Genomic DNA, 18,838 nt, shown 5'->3' on the forward strand with positions numbered 1-18,838 from the left:
GTTTAAGCTCCAGGAGTTGTAGGCGGGGTGATAAACCGGGGCCAGGCGTCGCCCAGATTGAGCGCGCTGGCGACGAAAAGGATCAGGTCGGCCATCGTTCGCGGGATGCCAGTGGGAAACAATCTGGCGACGAGGTCTTGCGTAATTGGGTCGTCTTCGATCATGGCGCGCGAGGCCGCGAATCTTGCCATGAAGACATCCCCTACAATCACCGATCCGATGGTACCGAAACACAGCCCGTCCTGTTCGATCGCGGCCTCCAACAACAACCAGAACAACAACGGCGGATTTTCTGCCAGCTCGGCCGACTCGGCCGCGGTGAAAGCGACGGTCGAATCTTGAAGCCAGGATCGAATAGCCTGGTGCCGTTTCTCGGCGTCGCCCAGCAGTGGCGCGGCCGTGAGAGCGGCCTGCGGCAGTTGTTCGATCAAGGCATCGAGCCTGAGCAGGCCGCCAATGGTCCCTCGCACCAAATCGCTGAACAAAAGTCCCGACGCATTCGGATCGGGGAGTGCAGCCCTGTCTGCTTCGCTCAACAGACCCGCTGCGGCGGGCTCGAGTGGCTTTGAATCGGGGCCGACGCAAAGGATCGGCATGGTGTAGGCACTCAGCAGCACTTCGTTGACCGTTGGTCCGATACGCCGACTGAACTGCGGCGTCGAGCCGGCGATCTGGAAGAAATGCGACCAATCGGCGATCCAGTGTTCGGAGACCGGGAATCTATGCGGGCGTGACGAGGAGCGGTTAAGCAACACGTTCTCCAGCCCTTCGCCGTCCGGATGCTGGTCATTGAAGACATAGGAAAGCCTGACCATGGAATGGCCCAGGCGGTATGCCGCGTGGGAAAACTCAATCGGGACGCCTTCCGGCATGTCGACCAGGGGCCTGAACCCGTTCGCGTTGTAGAGGTCCCATATCGGCTTGGCGATGAGGCGCGGCAGCAAGTCGTTTTGCAGCACATTCCGGTAAATCGCTGTCGTAACGCGGCGTGTCCGGTCGAAAAGATACGCACCTGCCGGCAGTTCGGCGTCCTTTTTGGGTATTCCGCTTTTGCCAAGTGCATTGGCCACGGCATTGTGCAGGTGCAGGAAAAGCGCCGTCATTTGCGCAATGTTGGCGTTGTCGTCGCTGCGCTGGTCTGCGGCCAGGACGTCCGTCCGACCAGCTTCGAACCCATCGCTCAGATCGGCCTGTTGGAAGCGTGGCAAGTCGCGCTTGGCAAAGGGACAGGCGCCCGCGGGCATCGCCATGGCGTTCAGTGACGGCGGTGCCATCGGGCCGGTGCGCATGAGCGACCTGACAACTTCACCAGGCTTGGCCACAACATACAAACCAGGGTTAGAGAACGGTCCTCCGCCGTAAAGCACGTCGAGCAGGAGCGCCTCCTCGCGTTCGTTGCGGCGCTCTGCCTCGTGGGCCGCCAACAAGGGACTGAGCGAGGAATTGCGGATAATGTCGTGTGCGGCGAACTGAGCAAGATAGGTGTACCCTGCCGGAATCCGCTCATTGGTTTTATTGCCACCTCCGGCGGATGCCACACTCATCCTGCGCAGCAGCTTGGCAAACAGGCACTGAGTGGCCCAAGGCGTCTCCAGGCCATGATAGAGCTTGGCTTCGTCCGCGCCGCCCTCGTAGCCAAAATTGCGGAACTGGACCTGGCGCGGATCGACAGCGGCGGCAGTGCTTTGAGCTCCGTCTTTCAGAGCCGGCCCAGTCGCACTGGTCCCGCGATGAGCGTTCATGCCGGTTCTCCCCGTCCCTTCGTCCCTATCCCATATGTTTCGTGAAACCAGCGTGAAATGCTGCTAATTTCGCGGCGCGCGAGGAAGCCTCGCTGCTGTCATCGTTCCGGGCTGTCACAGAGATGCGACGCCACAGCTGGTCTCCAATCCGATCCAGAAACCGATAGCGCGTTTCATTGCTTCGGTTGTGAAGGCCGACAGCCTGATCACCCAATGCGGTATGAGCGGCGAGGCCCTGTATCTCATTTTGCAGATCGCCTCTTGTCGGCTGTGAGGTGATTTGAACGGCTGTCATGAGAGCCCAGGCCGAGGCAACTACTCCGATCACAACCCTCGGTATTGTGCCCGGCGGCCTATTGGTCGGTATTCTGTTGGTTTCCTCCTCCCCCCGTTTCCGGGGCGGCTCTGCGACCGTTGTCATGTGAATTCCCCCAAATGATGATAACCGACTATAACAGAGTTACCGCTGCTAATTTAGCAGATTCTTGCTCTCAACTGCGCTTGGGTCATGCTTCCAAGCAATGGGAAGTAACAGCGGCAATGCAGCAGGCAGGCGTGCTGATGGATTCCCGTCGGGACCCGGCCAATCCGGGAACTTGGCTGCCCGTACCATCGGACATAGTGCGCGACGGTCCGCTGGGTCCGGTCGTGTCAGCAGATCGCAGCCACGCCTTCCGAGGCGCGCCTGCTTTTGGATTTGCTGGTCAGTTGGTCGCCCCACATGACAGCGAAGCTGCAACCGGCGGCCAGGCTCTCGCCATGGCCAAGCACCGGCAATCCGTTCCACTTGTCGACCGAACCGCGGTTGTGGGCATCTGCGACATGACTGACCGGCTCGAAACAAACGAAGTTGCTCACCGCCGCCCGAGATGCGATTTGACAATGGCAGAAGCAGGTTGGAGGCGAGATCGACTGGGTTCGTGCTGCCGTCGTCAGGCCATGGCCTGAACAGCGGCGGCCACGGTCGAACCGCGCCAGACCAGCGCCAAGCGACGGAACGATTTCGGCGGACAGGTGGCCATTTCGAATTTCAATGGTCCGGGTCGTCAAACTCAGATGGGATCGGCACTGGCAGTAGGGACCGGCTGTTGGTGGCGGCCCTTGCGAGCGACGGCGAGAAGGTCGTTCGAGGCGATGCCGATCAGCGCTTTCATCTGGTCGTGAGCATCGTCGACTCTACGCATGCGGATCGCTTCCAGCACATCGCCATGGGCGCTGAGCGTCTGCTGATAGTTGGCGGTGGCCGATGTGGTCAGTCGGAAAGAGAAGCTAAGCGCGGCTGCCAGCATATTGCCGAGATTGGCGAAAACCGGGTTGCGGCTGGCGCGCAGGATGGCGGTATGAAAGCGGACATCGGCATCGAGACAGGCCGCGAGGTCGTCCTCCGGCGCAATGCGCATGGCCTCATAGGCGGCTTCGATCACCGCGAGATCGCCCGAGGTCGCCATCTTGGCCGCAAGCTGGGCGGCAGCCGGCTCGATGACCAGCCGTGCCTCGATCAAGCCGCGGACGAAATCGAGATCAGGCTCGATATCGCGCATCCATTCGAGAACCTGCGCATCAAGCCTGTTCCATTCGCTCGACACGCGCACGCGCGTGCCAGCCCGCTTGCGTGCCTCGATCAGTCCCTTGGCCGAAAGTGTCAGCAGCGCATCGCGTAGCGCCGTGCGGCTGGCGCCGTAGATGACGCACAGTTCAGCCTCCGTCGGCAGGACCGCGTGCTGCGCGTAGATGCCGGCGAGAATGCGCTGTCCAAGATCGCGTGCGATGCGATCCTTCAGGGACAGTGTGGCGCCATCTCCGGCAGGAAGGTCCTGCTTGCCTTGATCGCTCACAGCGGTCGCCGCGTCCATCGTCATGTCCTGTTCAAGTGGTACTCGGCAATGACCACAGCAAGGATCAGCAGTGAGCCTTTTGCCAGCAATTGATAGAAGGTTGGCACGGACGTCAGTATCATTCCGTTGTTGAGCACGCCAATGATGGCGACACCGAGCAGCGCGCCGACAATCGTGCCCTTGCCGCCCTGCAGGGCACAGCCACCCAGCACGGCCGCCGTTATCGCCTCGAGTTCCAGGCCCTGGGACCCGGATACGGGCTGACCCGAACCGGTACGGGCGGCCAGCAGGATCCCGGCCAATCCGGCGGCAACACCACTCATGATGTAGATGCCGACGCGGTAGCGGTTGATGTTGATGCCCGAGAAGCGGGCGACAACGGGATTGCCGCCCAGTGCATAGATGTTGCGGCCGACGATCGAACGCGCGAGGAAGAGGTGGAATGCGATCGCGGTCAGCACCAAAATCCAGACCAGCAACGGCAGGCCGAGGATGCGTCCAATGCCGATGAACCGGAACGTATCGCTGAAGATGGCGATTGACTGGCCGTCGGACATGATGAAGGCGATGCCGCGAAAGATCGCCATGGTGCCGAGCGTGGCAATGACCGCGTTGACGCGCCCGTAGGTGATGATGAGGCCGTTGACGAGACCGGCAAGACCACCAAGCACCAGGCCGGCAACGATGCCGGCCGCCGGCGACCCGGTCGCCTGGATGGCCATTGCCGTCGAGACTGTGGTTAGACCGACAGTGGCGCCGACAGCGATATCGAGACCGCCGGCGACGATGACCACGGTCTGGCTCATCGCCAGCACGCCGAGAATGGTGACGCCAAGGCCGATGTTGAGCAGGTTTCGGCTCGAGAAGAACACGTCGCCGCGCAACGAGCCGAAGATGATGATGAGAATGGCGAGCGCGACCAGAAGGCTGATGTTGTGAACGCCAAGGCGCTCCACAAGGCGCGTGGAAGCGCCCCTGGCGTCGGTCTGCGCTTTCGATGCGCGAAGCTCGAGGCTGTTCATTGAATGTAGTCTCCAGGCGATGATGCGGATTGCGGCATGGCGTGTTTGAGGATCGTCGCTTCGTCGATGTCGGGGCGGGCAAGCTCGGCCGTGATGCGGCCTCCTGCCATGACAAGAACCCTGTCGGCGAGACCGATCAGTTCCGGCATTTCCGAGGAAATCAGGATGATACCAATGCCGCTTGCCGCGAGTTCATCGATCAGCCGATAGATTTCCGCCTTGGCGCCGATGTCGATGCCGCGCGTCGGTTCGTCGAGGATGAGCAGCATCGGCTGCCGGGCAAGCCAGCGCGCCAGAACGACCTTCTGCTGATTGCCACCCGACAGTTTCGAAACCTGCTCGTCGAGGTTGGGTGCCTTGATCGACATCTTGGCAGCCAGCGGCGAGACAATCTCCATTGCCTTGCGCCGGTTGAAGAAGCCGAAGCTCGATGTCTTGTCGGGCACGCAAAGTGCTGCGTTGTCGAGAATGCTTCTGAACAGCAGCAACGCCTCGTGCTTGCGGTCTTCGGGAGCAAAACCGATGCCCGCGACGATCGCCGCATGCGGACTGTTGGGGAGAACGGGCACGCCGTTCATGGCTATGGTGCCGGCGATGCGCCGGTCATATCCGACAATCGCCTTTGCCAGTTCGGAGCGGCCCGCACCCATGAGGCCGGCGATGCCGAGCACCTCACCGCGACGAACCCTGAGGCTGACATCGTTGACGCGGTCGGTGGTCAATCCCGCCACATCAAGCAATTGTTCCCCGGACCGCCAGGTCTCGCGAGTGAAAAGATCGTCGATGTTGCGGCCGACCATGAGCTTGGCGATGGTCTGCTCGCTGGCGCCGGCCGCCGGCGAATCGTCGACCAGCCTGCCGTCGCGCAAAACGACAATGCGGTCGGCCAGATCGATGATCTCGTTCAGCCGGTGCGAGATGTAGATGATCGACGTGCCCTTCTCGCGCAGCCTGCGGACGACGGAAAACAGGCGACGCGCTTCATCATCGGTCAGCGACGAGGTCGGCTCATCGAAGGCGATCAGCCGGCCGCCGGCGCGGATGGCGCGCATGATCTCAATCATCTGGCGTTGCGCCGGGCCGAGCGTGCCGCAGAGTTGGCGTGGCCGCATGTCCTGCTGCATGCCGAAGGTCGCAAGGACCCGGTCGGTCTGCTCCTCCAGCTTGCGCCAGTCGAGCAGGACGCCTGCCAGGCGCGGCAATTCGCCGACGAAAATGTTCTCGGCCACCGTCAGGTTCGGAACGATCTCCGGCTCCTGATGGATGACGCGGATCCCGGCCCGGTGGCTGTCGCGCGGTTCGCCGAAAACGATCGGCGTGGAACCATGCCGCACGGTGCCGGTGTCCGGTCCGGACACGCCCTCGAGAATGCGCATCATCGTTGATTTGCCGGCGCCATTCTCGCCGACCAAAGCGAGCACCTCGCCTGGCCGGAAAGCAATCGAGACGTTGTCGAGCGCCTGGACGACGCCGAAGCGTTTCGATATGCCGTCGAGCGAGAAGAAGTCCGATTGCGTCAAAGCTCACTCCCAAGGATCGATCCGAGCAGTTGAAGAGCGTCATGCGCCCTGGAGGCGCATGACGCAGGTCCGGCTCAGTGGCAGAGCTTGGCCTTGTAGTCCGATGCAAAATTGCCGGCGGTGATGTATTCCGGGTCCGTGAAGGACTGAACGGGCAGCTTCGTTCCGTCCTTGATCGAGGCCAGCAGGATCTTCACCGCCAGCGCGCCATGGTTTGCCGAATTGAGCCACATCGTACCACGGAATGCCGAGGGCTTTCCTGATCCGAAGGCCTCGCAAGCGCGGCTGCCGTCAATGCCGATGCCCATGCCCTGGTCCGCGGCATAGCCGGCGTTTTCCAGCGCGCGCGCCGCACCCAACACGCCGTCATCGTTGCAGGAATAGAAGATCCAGTTGGTGACGCCGGGATTGGCCGTCAATGTGGTGGTCATGACGTCGATGGCGTTGACCATCGTGTTGTCATAGGGGACGCGAAGGATGTTTGCCGGCTTGAAATCGGGCACTGCCTTCAGGAACGCTTCCTCGGCACCCTTGTTGCGCTGCATGCAGGTGTCGGCCTTGCGGTCCTCGATCGAGGCGATACGCACCTCCTTGCCGGCCCAGCCATCGGCCTTGTAGAGCTTGGCCAGTTCTTCGCCCACCCGCGCACCGATATTATAGGCATTCATGCCGACATAGGGAACCTGGGTGCCGTCCTGGTAGTAGATATCGTCATCGACCGCCACCAGGGGGATTTTCGCCGCCTTGGCCTTCTCGGCGATGACCGGTCCCAGCGCCTTGTCGGGAACGACGATTGCGATGCCCTTGACGCCGTCACCGACCATCGTGTCGAAGGTGGTGATCGTCAGATTGGAGTCGAACTGGACGTCTTGCGACACGAAGGTGGCGCCGGCCGCCTCGGCCGCTTTCTTGGCGCCGCCGACTTCGGCGACGAACCATGGATGCTCGCCCATCTTGTTGATGTAGCCGATCTTGATGTCGTCGGCGCTTGCCGCGCCAGCCATCAGTCCGGCGGCCAATATCGCCACTGTTGCCAGAGCCTTTGTCGTCGTTTTCATGTGGATCCTCCCTGCTTGGTTGTCAGTCATGGTAGAGAACCGAGCGTCCACCATCGATGGTGATCGTCTCGGCATTGATGAACGGCGCTTCGTCCGAAGCGAGGAAAACCGCCGTCATTGCAACTTCGTCCGGCCGGCCAATGCGCTTGGGCGGATGAAGGTCGTAGGCCCGCCGCTTCTCCTCGGCCGGGTCCGGAAACGTGTTCCAATAGGCTTCCGCGATCGGCGTCTCGATGTAGCCGGGGGCGATCGCATTCACGCGGATGCCGCGCGCCGCATATTCGATGCCGAGCGAGCGGGTCAGGCCGACAAGCGCATGCTTGGCGACCGGATAGGGAAATGTGTGGGGAATGATCTTGAAGGCGTGGCAGCTGGCTATGTTGACGATCGATCCCGAACCGTTCGCCAGCATCGTCGGCAACACCGCCTTGGCACAGGACCACGCGGCCTGGAGGTCGAGCCTGAGGCAACGGTCCCATTCCGCGTCCGGCATAGACAAGGGCTCGTAAAAGACGTTGGCGCCTGCATTGTTGACGAGCACGTTGACGCCGCCATAGGCCGCGATCGTCTTCGCCACCATGTCGGCCACTGCCGCTGTGTCGGTGACATCGGTTTCGACGAAAAGGGCGTCGGCGCCGTTGGCACGCAATTCGTCGGCGGCCGCCTTGCCGGTTGCCGCATTGAGCTCGGCAATCACGGTCTTTGCTCCCTGCATCGCAAAGGCCCGGGCAGTGGCTGCACCAATGCCCTGGCCGGCGCCGGTGACGATTGCGATCTTCCCCTGAAGCCTGCCTGTCATGGCGCTCACCAATCGACCACGGTGCCGTCGGGCATGACGGCGTTGCGGGCATGCAGGACTTCCTGCTTGAAGGGGTGGCGCGCGATGACATCTTCATTCACGGTGACGCCAAGGCCCGGCAGATCGGGCACGTCCCAGCGGCCGGGCTTGCGATCGATCGGCCAGGTGACGACGTCGTCGTACCAGGCGACCGCGCCCGACATCTCCTCCTGGATGATGACGTTCGGTGTCGATATGCCGAAGTGAAGCGCTGCGACGCCGGCGATCGGGCCGAGCGGGTTGTGCGGCGCAAGGCCGATGCCGGCGGTTTCGGCCAGAGCCGCGATCTTCTTGGTCTCGAGCAGACCGCCAGTATGGCAGATATCGGGCTGGGCAATGTTAAAGGCGCGCGCCGCAACCGATTGCGTGAATTCGCGGCGCCCGATCAGCCGCTCGCCGGACGCGATGGGGATCGCCGATCGCGCGGTGATATGCGCCAGGCCGGCGACATCTTCCGGCGGTACCGGCTCTTCGGCGAACATGATGCGGGCCGGTTCGATCGCCTTGAGATAGTCCATTGCCGCGTTGACGGAGGCCGGGCGTCCGTGAAAGTCGACCATGATGTCGATATCGGGACCGACGGCCTCGCGCAGCGCGCCAACCATGTCGGCAACGGAATCGACCGCCTTCGCCGGCGAGACATAGTGGGTGTAGGGAATGCAGACGACCTTGACGGCGTCGTAGCCGGCCTGCGTGACGATGCGCCCGCGTTCGACGATCGTGTCCGCCGACCCGCTCTCATAGACCGCCTTCATGTCGCCGAGGCCGAGATGCGTATAGGTGCGCAGATAGTCGCGGACCTGGCCGCCGAGAAGCCGCCAGACGGGGACACCCAGCGACTTGCCCAGAATGTCCCAGAGCGCGATCTCGATGCCGCTGACGGCCGACATTCCCTCGACCCCGAGACGCCAGAAGCCGTGGCGGGTAAGGATCTGGTAGCACTGCTCCACATTGCGCGGGTCCTGCCCGATGAGCAATGCCTCAAGATCCTGAAGCGCGCCAACGACGGCACGCGTCTTCCATTCCAGCGTTGCCTCGCCCCAGCCAAACAGACCGGGCTCATCGGTTTCGACCCGAACAAAAACCCAGTTGCGCATTTCCGCGTTGCAGACGAGCGCCTTGATGGCCGTAATTTTCATAGGTGCTCCCAGATGTGTCGTCTTTTTTACCGTTATTATGTATGATTTATTATGAATAATATGAGCAAGTCAAGCGCGGCATAGGGCTGCCCCGGCTTCGCGTCGATCGGCGTTGACGGTTGGCCAGAGCGAGGACGGTCGAAATGCGGATTTGGCTGCGTTCCGGCGGCAAGATCATGCCGACTGGGCGCAGAAGAGATCAGTGAGGACGAGGCGACCCTCACGAGAGGCGACATCAACAAAGCGCCGCGTACCCCGATGGTGACCTTGCCTCAAATCTGAGCTTGGCTAGAGTTCGCGGCATGCTGAACGCCATTCACCACGTCGCGCTGATCTGCACCGACTACGACCGGTCGCGACGGTTCTACGTCGAACTCCTCGGCCTCGATCTGATCCGGGAGGTCTATCGGCAGGAGCGGCAGTCATGGAAGGCGGATCTGCGGATCGGATCCGTCCAGCTGGAATTGTTCTCCTTCCCCGCTCCGGCGATGCGGCCATCCCATCCAGAGGCGACGGGCCTGAGGCATCTGGCGTTTGCCGTGGCGGATCTTGATCCCGTAATTACGCGCCTGGAAGCCGCCGGCGTTGCGGTCGAGCCAATCCGGATCGACCCATATACAGACCAACGGTTTACCTTTTTCCGCGACCCGGATGGATTGCCGCTCGAACTCTACGAAACTCCATAAAGAACTCGAGAGGTTCAGCGCGAGCTATGCCGTGATGGCGGTTATCCTGAGCGCATCGGTGTCGTGTCCGAAATTCGGCTGAAACACGAAGGTGTCAATCCCGACGTGTTTCACCCTCGCAGCCACCGCCCAGAACCTCCGGAAACTCGCAAAGCTCATCCCGGTGCCGGAACCAAAGCCAGCCTGACCGCAGTCGTGCGCCCGCAAGCCTGCGTCACCCCTGATGCGGCTCCCGCTAAAGGTCAGGTTTGGCCGGGAACATCCGAAGCCGCACGTCTCACAGGCTCGACCGCTCCGCCTGCGGTGAGCAACGAGGTAAACATGTGCGCATAGTTCTCCGCCTGGACGCGCCAATCCCACCCTCGGATCGTCTCGATCATGCGGGCGGCCATCCGCGATCTGAGCGATGGCGTGTCCCGCAACAGGGCGAGCTTGTCCGCAAGCCCTTCCGCGGTTCCATCGAAGAACAGCCCGTTGTCGCCATCTTGAACCAGCTCGGGCATGTTTCCCACACGGGTCGTCACCAAGGGGATACCGCACGCCGCCGCCTCCAAGCAAGGATTGGGGGTGCCTTCGCTGCGACTGGCGCAGACATAAACGTCGAGATCCCGGTAGAAGTCGAGCATTTCGTCATGGTTGCGCCAGTGTTGCTCCCGAATCGCAGTCAGTAGCCGTGCGCCCGGCACGGCAGCGACCGCGGGCTCGATGACGTCGTGGAAGCCGCGATGTGCCGGACCATGGTTGCCGAGACTTCCTGCCCATCCGACGCGGAGCTCGCCAGAATAGGGTTGTGGCTCTGGTGGGCGGCAAAAGAATGTCGTGTCGACTCCATTAGGCGTGTAGTGGACCGGAATACGCAGTAGAGGAGCGTATTCATGCTCGAGCTTCCGGTTGTTGACAAAGACAGCGCGCGCCAGCCGATGCAGGGTAGCGAGCCCGGGCTCGCGGAATTCGCCTTCCAGCTCTCTGTGGCTGCAGATCCCGATGACCAGCCTGTCAGACCGCCGGGCGAGGACCGATTCCGGCAGGGGCAGCTTCGCGATCTGGAACCAATAGAAGATGAGCACGATATCCGCGGCGTTCACGTCGGACTCGGTCACATCATGCTGAAATCGTTGGACGATCTCGAACCTTCTTTCCAGCACGCGCCGAAGATTCTGGGTTTTTCTATCGATCGCCCAGCCGGGTCGGTCCGCGATCGCCAGGATGCGGGGGAGGTGTACGTCGCTCACGAGGCGTACCGCGCAAGCCAGTGCGCCAGCCATGGATTGGCCTCGTCCAGATCATCGTCTGTCGCAGTGGTGCGCACCTGGGTAATGTCCGGCAGTTGGATATCCTCTGGCCGCAAGCGGGGTCGCCATCCGTGCCAACCACGACCATCGACCTCCTCGCTCAGGAACCGGCGGCCACCATACTTGCGCGCGGCGTGCTCTGCGCTCAGGAACAGATAATGCTTCATGCGAAAACGCTCGGGGGAGAGCCTCACCGGTCCCTCGAAGCGTACGCGATGGCCCCCTGACCACGCAATCTCAATGGGGCCGTCCTGTTTCTTGTACGCACGAACGCAGTGCGGGGAGAACGGCCGGAAGGGGTAGTAGGTGCGCAGCGTGTGTTGATAATCGGGATTGTCGTGATCGGGGGCTTCCCTGGTGGGAATGAACGTGAACTCGGAAGACTCGATCGCATTGAAGCCGAGTGCGTCAGCTGCTGCAATGGCGGAGACCAACGATGAGTATGAAGTCGGCGGAAGGTGGATCTCGTCAGCGTCAAGATGCATGAGCCAGTCAGCTTCGAGCGACTGAAATAGTTCCTCTTTGCGACGAAGAAGCTGCTCCCAGCAATACCAGCCGTTGTGCGGGATGCTTTCGAATCCTATCAATCCGGCCCCGCGGTAGCGCTGGGCAATCTCAAGCGTTCTGTCCGTCGACTGATTGTCGCAAATGTAGACCTGTACGCCTTGATGAAAGAGGTTCTCGAGACATCCGGCGACGAACCGTTCTTCGTTCCGTGTTGTAAGCACCGCGACGACTCGCGGGGAGTTCCGCTCACGCGCAGCATGCGCAATGTGGGTGTTGAGTTCGACCAAGTTCCTCAATCCTTCGTTGTATGCTTCCGGATGCCATGCTGGCCGCTCAACTAATATGGCGCAATTACTGAACTTGGCCGAAATGACAAGTCTAATGAGCGAGGGCGGCCATGCCAACGCGCCGCATTTCGTACTTACTCCCCCCTGCAGGTCGAGGTGTTCGCCCGCGATCAACGCCATTCCATGGCAGGAAAAGGCGCCCAGTCGGGGCCGCCCCGCTGCGTTTCACCCGGTTCTTCGCTCTACGCTATCGGATCAACGACCTGTCGAGGCCCTGAGGCGCTCTCCGCTCTGAGCGCATGGATGGCAGACGTTTTTGGATCGTACTTCTCGGGCCAAATCACACGGAAGCGCGTGCGGCTCTTCACCGAGTTTGTGTCCCGCAGGCTCGCCGCCTGCGCGCCGGTTCTCGCGGGGTTGTCCCTGTCGCGCAACTGACTCCCAGTAGGTCGCCGGCAACGCTCGCCGTGATCCGGCCGGAAGCCGAGCTGCGATCGCTTGAAGCGGCGTCGCGGTCAATCCCTCGCGCTGCTGACGGTAGTCTTCGGCTATAGCCTCTCAACTACTTCGCGGGAAGGCGTGGATTTTCCGGCGCGGCGCCAAGCTCCGACCGTGCCAGGCGCCTTGGCCTGCTCCATTCGCCCCGCGCTTTTTCCGACAGGACCAATCCATGGCCCGGCCGATCGGGCGCATAGGCGTAGCCGTCCCGGATTTCGATAGGCTGTTCGACCAGATGATCGAAGTTCTGAAATGAATATTCCAGCCATTCGACCTCGGGAAGCGCAACCGCCATGTGCACGCCAGCCTCCAGGAACGTGTTGCCGATGCTGATTGGTATCCCGAGTTCGGCGGCCAGCCAGCCGATGCGCATGACATCCGTCACCTGGCCGTGGACATTCAGGATATCGGCCGCATGGGCTTCCAGGAGCAGCCGTTTGCCCTGGAGATCCAGATACTCGCCGCTGTTGATCTGGGTCCATGTGACGGCATGCCTGAGTGTTCTCAGCCCGTCATGGTCGTGACGCAGGATCGGATCCTCGACCCACAGAAGATCGTGGCCGGCCTCGCGGATCGCCACCAATTTCGTCAGCGCCTCCTTCGAGGTCCAGGCCTCGTTCGGATCGATCATGACTTTGGACCCGGCCGGGACACAGGTCTTCAACAATTCCAGGCGCCGCAGATCGCGGTCGAAATCCCGGTGGCCGACCTTGATCTTGAAAGCCGAGTAGCCAATCGACGCTGCGTGGGAGAACAACGAGACGAAGGCATCGTCGTCGAGGTGAAAATCGAGGCCGCTGGCATAGGCTTTCACCCGGTTGCGGCGACTGCCGAGCAAGACATGTAGGGGCAGGCCAGCTTCTTTCGCTGCAAGATCCCAAAGCGCCACTTGAACCGCTTCGTGAAAGGGCAGGGAGTAAGCCCGTTGATTGCCGCCACGCGGGCGGTTCACGCGGTGAACCAGGGCGATCGCTCTGTTTCCCTTCAAGCTAGGCCAAACCTCATGTTCGAAAACGCTCTCGATCTCCTGTTGATCAGGCAGTGGATTGAAGAGCGTCTGGATGAATCCCAGCCCCACTTCGCCACTTTCGGAAACGAGTTCCAGCGCAGCGACGTTGACATCGTCCGCCCGAACCTGACTGTCCCCGATTACCCGGTCGCGGGCGAACTGAAATCGGGTTATACGAAAATGCGAAAGGCTCATCACAGGGGCTTTCTGATCGGTTACGATATCCAACTGATCTATCAGATGGTATCTAACTACCGGACCAATGGAGGGGCCGCAAGTGGCGGGCAAAGCAAAAACTGACTCCTCTCCCCTCGTGGCGGCCGCCCGCATGAGCGATATCGCCTATGAACGGATCCTGGAGGGCTTGTTCGACCGACGCGTTCCGGCCGGGGCATTCATCTCGCAAAACGAGTTGTCCGCGATCGTCGACGTGCCTGTCGCCCCGCTTCGCGACGCCCTGCGTGTTCTTGAAGCGGAAGGGATCCTGACCATCCACCCGCGCTCCGGCATCCAGTTCGTCAGGCCCGGACTGGAGCTTACGCGTGCCACCTACCAGTTCCGTTCCATCGTTGAGCGCGCCGCGGTCCGTGTCTTTGCGGAACAGGGCGATGAAGCCGTCATGAATGCCTTGGAAATCCGGCATTCCAGGCTGCTTCGACGCGTCGAGCGCGATGGTCTCGGAAAGGAACAACTGGAGGAGATGGACGCGCTGGAGGGAGAGTTGCACGGCGCGGTCATCGCCGCGCTGCGCAATCCCCTGATCGACAGCACCTACCGGCGCATGCACAATTATCTGCGTCTGCTGCGGCTCGACAGGAAGATCACGACGCCGATCATGGTCCGGACACTCAAGGAGCATCTCGACATCCTCGAGGCTTGCGGCACAAGGAATGCCGACGCCGCCGAGGCAAAACTGCAGGCGCATTTCCAGGCGGCGATGCAGCGAAGCCTGGGTCTCGTCTGACAGGTCAATGGTAATCCGTCGTTTTGCCCAGTTGCGCGCCGGTGCGGTTGCATGGCGTGGGAAAGGATGCTACCCAAACTTCAACTGATCGATCAGATTGATGATCTGATATCTTGGAGGAGATCGCATGCAGTTGAACAAGAGGCAGTTTCTCATGGGTTCGGCGGCCCTGGCGATGGCAGGGCATATTCGCGGTGCCCGCGCGGCGAGTGCCATCAGTTACTGGCACCATTTCACCAGCCAGTCGGAAATGGCCAGCCTGCTGAAGATCATCGGATTGTTTCAGGCGGCGAATGCCGATGTGGTGGTGACGCAGGAGAACATCCCGAACTCCGAATATATGGCGAAGGTCTCTTCGGCCGTGCTGGCCGGTGGCCGTCCGGATACCGCCATGGTGATCGCCGAGCGTTTCGCTGATCTTACCGCGATGGAGGGGTTGATCGATCTTACCGATCGGGTGAACGGGTGGAAGGGCAAGGCCAATTTCCCCGAGAATCGCTGGACCGGGCTTTCCAGCAACGGCGCGATCTATGCGGTTCCCGCCTTCGCCTTCGTCGATTGGATGTACTACCGCGCAGACTATTTCGAGGAGGCCGGGCTGGCCGGGCCGCCCCGGAATTTCGACGAATTCCTGAGCGCCTGCCGCAAGCTGACCGATCCGTCGAAGGGTAGATATGCCTTCGGCATGCGCGCCGGCGCCGGCGGTTTCAAATATGTTATCGATGTCATGGAGGCGTTCGGCTCGCCGATCGTCAAGGATGGGCAGCCAGCCATCGACAGGGCCGCGGCGATCGAGGCCATAACATTCTATTCCGATCTCTTCCTGAAGGAAAAGGTCGTGCCGCCGAGCGCGCCCAACGACAGTTACCGCCAGATCATGGAGGGCTTCCGCACCGGGCAGACGGCAATGGTGTGGCACCACACCGGTTCGCTGAATGAAATCTCGGCCGCCATGAAGCAGGGCAAACAGTTCTCGACCGCACCCATGCCGGCCGGTCCGAAGGCGCATGTCGCTCGCGTTGCCTACGCCGGCAATGGCATCATGAAGGAAGACAATATAGAGGCCGCCTGGCGCTGGGTGAGTTTCTGGGGCCAGACCGATGCTGCCCTGACCTTGCTCGAAGGCACGGGCTATTTCCCGGCCTCCGCCGCTGCCCTGCAAGATCCGCGGATCACCGGCAATCCAATCTATCACGCGGCGGTCGAAACGCTGGAGTTCGGACGTCTGCCGAACAATTTCGTGGGCGCGGCGGGCTGGTCCGAAAATGTCGTCAACCCCGCTTTCCAAGCGGTGCTCACTGGCCAGTCGACACCGGAGCAGGCCGTGGACCGTATGATCCAGGGCCTCGAGGCCGCCCTTCGCTGATACATCCCTGCCCGGCCTCCTCCGGCCTGCGGCCATGCTTTGAACGCAACGGGACGATGCTTTCGCATCGCGGATCCATGACACCAAGCTCGAGCGGATATCGGCCCTTGCGGGCTCTCGGCGAACTGTCCGAGACCCGCTATTGGATGTATTTGCTGCTCCTTCCCAGCCTCGTCATGATCCTCCTGGTGATCGCCTATCCGACGCTTTACGGCATGGCCATCAGTTTTCGCGAGATGCGTCTGACGCGTCCCGGGCTGGGTGGCTGGGTCGGCTTCAAACATTATGCGGCAATGTGGTCCGACCCTGTCTTCTGGATCGCCCTGAAGAACACGGTCGTGTGGGTCACCGCGGCCGTCGTGCTGGAACTGGCGCTCGGCCTTCTCGCCGCGACAGCCCTCAACAGGGATTTGCCGGGCACGAAGATCTTTGCCGTGCTGATCCTGCTTCCCTATTTCCTGCCCAACGTCGTGGCGGGTCATATGTGGGCCCTGCTGCTCGATCCGAGGCTTGGGGTCATCAACGATCTTCTCGTCCGCGCGGGCGTCCTGCAGACCTACAAGGCATGGTTCGCGGATCCCAATACCGCGCTTGCGGCGACCGTCCTTGTCGAGGCGTGGCACGGATTTCCATTCTTCGCGCTGCTGTTGCTCGCCGGCCTGAAGAGTATTCCCGAAGATCTCTACAAGGCAGCGGCGGTCGACGGCGCGGGCGTCTCGGCGCAGCTCAGGCTGATCACCTTGCCGATGCTCAAGACCGTGATAGCGGCTGCGGTGATCCTGCGCGTCATCGGTCTGGTCAATTCGCCCGATCTGCTCCTCATTCTCACCGGCGGCGGACCAGGAGATGCCACGCAGGTCCTGTCGCTATACGCCTTCCAGACCGCCTACAAGGAATTCAATTTCGGCTACGCATCCGCCCTGTCGGTGGTGATGTTCGTGATCCTGATGATCTTCGCGACGGCATATATCCGCCTGTCCAGGATCACCAAGGGAGACGGCGATGATTGAAAGCAAGCGCCGCCGGCGGGTGATAGCCAACATCGCCACCTACTTCGTCCTCGCGACCCTGTCGATGTTCTGCATCGGTCCGATGATCTGGATGTTTCTGACATCGCTCAAATATGAGGCCGACATCGTCACCCAGACCATGCAGTACATACCGAGACGCGTCACCTTCGATAATTATGTGGCGATCTGGACGCAGTCCGGCTTTCCGCGGCTGATCGCCAACAGCTTGGTCGTCACCTTCCTGACGGTGACGATCTGCGTCGCCACGGGTACGCTTGCCGCCTATGCATTTTCACGCTTCGCATTTCGCGGCCGAACGCAGCTCATGCTCGGTTATCTCATCGTGCGCATGTTCCCCGCGGTGATGATGATCATTCCCCTTTATGTCGTCATGCGCGGCGTCGGTCTCGTCGACAGCCGTTTCGGACTTGCGCTTGCCTATACGAGTTTCCTTTTGCCGCTATTCGTGTGGATGCTCAAAGGTTTCTTTGATTCCGCACCCAAGGAACTCGAGAGCGCGGCACGCATCGACGGCTCGACAAGGCTTGGCGCCATGGTCCGTATCGTCATGCCGCTCGCGCGCAACGGCCTGGTGGCAAGTTCGGTGTTCATTGCCATCGCAGCCTGGAACGAGTTCCTGTTCGCCCTGATGCTGACGACAGGGCAGGGATCCCGCACGTGGCCCGTGGGCCTGCAGTTGATGGTCGGCGAATTCCAGCTTCCATGGGGTGTCCTGGCGGCAGGCGGCATTCTTAGCATCCTGCCTGTCATCGTCCTCTTCGCCATCGTCCAGCGAACCATGGTTCAGGGTCTCACTGCGGGCGCCATCAAAGGTTAGGAGTATTCGCATGGCGACACTTTCCATCAAGGATGTGCGCAAGTCCTATGGCTCCGTGCAGGTCCTTCACGGGGTCGATATCGAGCTCGAGGACGGAGGCTTTCTGGTTCTGCTCGGGCCGTCGGGATGCGGCAAGTCGACCCTGCTCAACATAATTGCGGGCCTCGACGACACGTCGGGCGGCGACATCCTGATCGGCGGACGCTCGGTCGTGGATCTCGCGCCCAAGGACCGCAATATCGCGATGGTGTTCCAGTCCTACGCACTTTACCCCACCATGTCCGTGGAGCGAAATATCGGCTTCGGATTGGAAATGCGTGGCGTGGACGCCGACCAGCGTAAGCGTGCCGTCGACGATGCCGCGCGGCTGCTGCAGATTTCGCATCTGCTTGACCGACGCCCCGCCAATCTTTCGGGAGGACAGCGGCAGCGCGTCGCGATGGGGCGCGCGATCGTGCGCGACCCGGAGCTGTTCCTCTTTGACGAGCCGCTTTCCAATCTCGATGCAAAGCTTCGTGTGGAAATGCGCACGGAGATCAAGCGCCTGCACGAGCGTCTCGGCACCAGCATCGTCTATGTGACGCACGATCAGATCGAGGCGATGACGCTGGCCACCAAGGTGGCGGTGATGAAGGGCGGCCACATCCAACAGTTTGCCGATCCTCGCACCATCTATGAACGGCCCGCCAACGTGTTCGTCGCAAGTTTCATCGGATCGCCCGCAATGAACTTCCTGCCCGGGCGCCTGGTCTCGGACGCAACTGGCGTGCGTTTCGCAGCGAGCGGCGTGTCGGTCGCATTGCAGGCCGGCAAGCGGACGGTTGATTCCGAGCGCCCGGTGATCCTGGGTATAAGGCCTGAAGAACTGAAGGTGGCCGGGCGCGATGAAGCGTCGGTCACCGGGGTGATCGACGTCGTGGAGCCTACAGGGCCTGAAACCATGGTGACGGTACAGGTTGGCGACCAGTCGATCATCGCCCGCCTGCCGCCGAGGTTTGCAGGCCGGCGAAACGAGCCGATATTCCTCGCCGTCGATCCGGCCAGCGTCAACCTGTTCGACCCCGGCAGCGAGCACCGCATCGATATCTAGGGGATGGACGCCAAGGCGCTTCTGGCGCAACGCGGTTTCGGTCATCGGCCAATGCATAGCCGAAGCCGGCATCGATGCCGGCGAGATCGTCGCCATCGGCTGCAGCGGCTATGGGCGGCGGTTGCCGAGGCTTACGC

The 18,838-nt window shown here is 61.5% G+C and carries 17 protein-coding genes and 1 pseudogene; 7 read left to right on the forward strand and 11 right to left on the reverse strand.

Annotation, left to right across the window (positions count from 1 at the left end; all coding sequences use genetic code 11):
- Positions 1–2: 2 nt before the first annotated feature.
- The 8 genes from MAFF_RS28905 to dgoD form a co-directional block, all read right to left on the reverse strand.
- Positions 3–1,742: a peroxidase family protein gene (locus MAFF_RS28905; RefSeq protein WP_010914559.1), complete on the reverse strand. Its 1,740-nt coding sequence runs from the start codon at positions 1,740–1,742 to the stop codon at positions 3–5.
- 651 nt (positions 1,743–2,393) lie between these two features.
- On the reverse strand, positions 2,394–2,600 hold the full coding sequence (locus MAFF_RS28910; protein WP_010914560.1) for a hypothetical protein: 207 nt from the start codon (positions 2,598–2,600) through the stop codon (positions 2,394–2,396).
- A gap of 194 nt (positions 2,601–2,794) precedes the next feature.
- Positions 2,795–3,595, reverse strand: coding sequence for a FadR/GntR family transcriptional regulator (locus MAFF_RS28915; RefSeq protein WP_244420644.1), 801 nt, complete (start codon positions 3,593–3,595; stop codon positions 2,795–2,797).
- Between the two features lie 2 nt (positions 3,596–3,597).
- Positions 3,598–4,599 (reverse strand): ABC transporter permease, encoded by a 1,002-nt coding sequence (locus tag MAFF_RS28920; RefSeq protein ID WP_010914562.1) that lies wholly within the window; start codon positions 4,597–4,599, stop codon positions 3,598–3,600.
- Entirely contained in the window at positions 4,596–6,119 is a 1,524-nt protein-coding gene (locus MAFF_RS28925) for a sugar ABC transporter ATP-binding protein (RefSeq protein WP_010914563.1), read from the reverse strand. Before MAFF_RS28925 ends, MAFF_RS28920 begins: the two co-directional genes overlap by 4 nt.
- Before the next feature lie 74 nt (positions 6,120–6,193).
- A complete protein-coding gene (locus tag MAFF_RS28930) occupies positions 6,194–7,177 on the reverse strand; it encodes a substrate-binding domain-containing protein (RefSeq protein WP_010914564.1) in 984 nt (327 codons plus the stop codon).
- Between the two features lie 22 nt (positions 7,178–7,199).
- Positions 7,200–7,976: an SDR family oxidoreductase gene (locus tag MAFF_RS28935; RefSeq protein WP_010914565.1), complete on the reverse strand. Its 777-nt coding sequence runs from the start codon at positions 7,974–7,976 to the stop codon at positions 7,200–7,202.
- A 5-nt stretch (positions 7,977–7,981) separates the two neighbouring features.
- On the reverse strand, positions 7,982–9,154 hold the full coding sequence (dgoD, locus tag MAFF_RS28940) for a galactonate dehydratase (protein ID WP_010914566.1): 1,173 nt from the start codon (positions 9,152–9,154) through the stop codon (positions 7,982–7,984).
- 302 nt (positions 9,155–9,456) lie between these two features.
- Between dgoD and MAFF_RS28945 the strand changes: the two genes are divergently transcribed.
- Positions 9,457–9,840: an SMU1112c/YaeR family gloxylase I-like metalloprotein gene (locus MAFF_RS28945; RefSeq protein ID WP_010914567.1), complete on the forward strand. Its 384-nt coding sequence runs from the start codon at positions 9,457–9,459 to the stop codon at positions 9,838–9,840.
- 242 nt (positions 9,841–10,082) lie between these two features.
- Here the strand turns inward: MAFF_RS28945 and MAFF_RS28950 are convergent, their stop codons facing one another.
- A complete protein-coding gene (locus MAFF_RS28950; RefSeq protein WP_010914568.1) occupies positions 10,083–11,105 on the reverse strand; it encodes a glycosyltransferase family 4 protein in 1,023 nt (340 codons plus the stop codon).
- Positions 11,069–11,926 carry a glycosyltransferase gene (locus MAFF_RS28955; RefSeq protein ID WP_244420645.1) on the reverse strand — a complete coding sequence of 286 codons (858 nt, stop codon included), beginning with the start codon at positions 11,924–11,926 and terminating at the stop codon, positions 11,069–11,071. The genes MAFF_RS28950 and MAFF_RS28955 overlap by 37 nt, the downstream gene beginning before the upstream one ends.
- Before the next feature lie 348 nt (positions 11,927–12,274).
- Between MAFF_RS28955 and MAFF_RS41520 the strand changes: the two are divergent.
- A pseudogene (locus tag MAFF_RS41520) lies at positions 12,275–12,364 on the forward strand (LysR family transcriptional regulator); the annotation flags it as partial.
- Between the two features lie 124 nt (positions 12,365–12,488).
- Here MAFF_RS41520 and MAFF_RS28960 read toward each other — a convergent pair.
- Complete coding sequence (locus MAFF_RS28960; RefSeq protein ID WP_010914570.1) at positions 12,489–13,628, reverse strand: mandelate racemase/muconate lactonizing enzyme family protein; 1,140 nt, start codon at positions 13,626–13,628, stop codon at positions 12,489–12,491.
- Between the two features lie 133 nt (positions 13,629–13,761).
- Between MAFF_RS28960 and MAFF_RS28965 the strand changes: the two genes are divergently transcribed.
- From MAFF_RS28965 to MAFF_RS28985, 5 genes are all read left to right on the forward strand, one after another.
- On the forward strand, positions 13,762–14,397 hold the full coding sequence (locus tag MAFF_RS28965) for a GntR family transcriptional regulator (RefSeq protein WP_244420647.1): 636 nt from the start codon (positions 13,762–13,764) through the stop codon (positions 14,395–14,397).
- 127 nt (positions 14,398–14,524) lie between these two features.
- Positions 14,525–15,763, forward strand: a complete 1,239-nt coding sequence (locus MAFF_RS28970) for an ABC transporter substrate-binding protein (protein WP_010914572.1) — start codon at positions 14,525–14,527, stop codon at positions 15,761–15,763.
- Positions 15,764–15,870: 107 nt separating this feature from the next.
- A complete protein-coding gene (locus tag MAFF_RS28975; RefSeq protein ID WP_244420648.1) occupies positions 15,871–16,773 on the forward strand; it encodes a carbohydrate ABC transporter permease in 903 nt (300 codons plus the stop codon).
- Positions 16,766–17,611 (forward strand): carbohydrate ABC transporter permease, encoded by an 846-nt coding sequence (locus MAFF_RS28980; protein ID WP_010914574.1) that lies wholly within the window; start codon positions 16,766–16,768, stop codon positions 17,609–17,611. The genes MAFF_RS28975 and MAFF_RS28980 overlap by 8 nt, the downstream gene beginning before the upstream one ends.
- 10 nt (positions 17,612–17,621) lie before the next feature.
- Positions 17,622–18,701, forward strand: coding sequence for an ABC transporter ATP-binding protein (locus MAFF_RS28985; protein ID WP_010914575.1), 1,080 nt, complete (start codon positions 17,622–17,624; stop codon positions 18,699–18,701).
- The last annotated feature ends 137 nt before the right edge of the window (positions 18,702–18,838 follow it).

Origin of the sequence: Mesorhizobium japonicum MAFF 303099 (assembly GCF_000009625.1) — a bacterium.
Lineage (GTDB): Bacteria > Pseudomonadota > Alphaproteobacteria > Rhizobiales > Rhizobiaceae > Mesorhizobium > Mesorhizobium japonicum.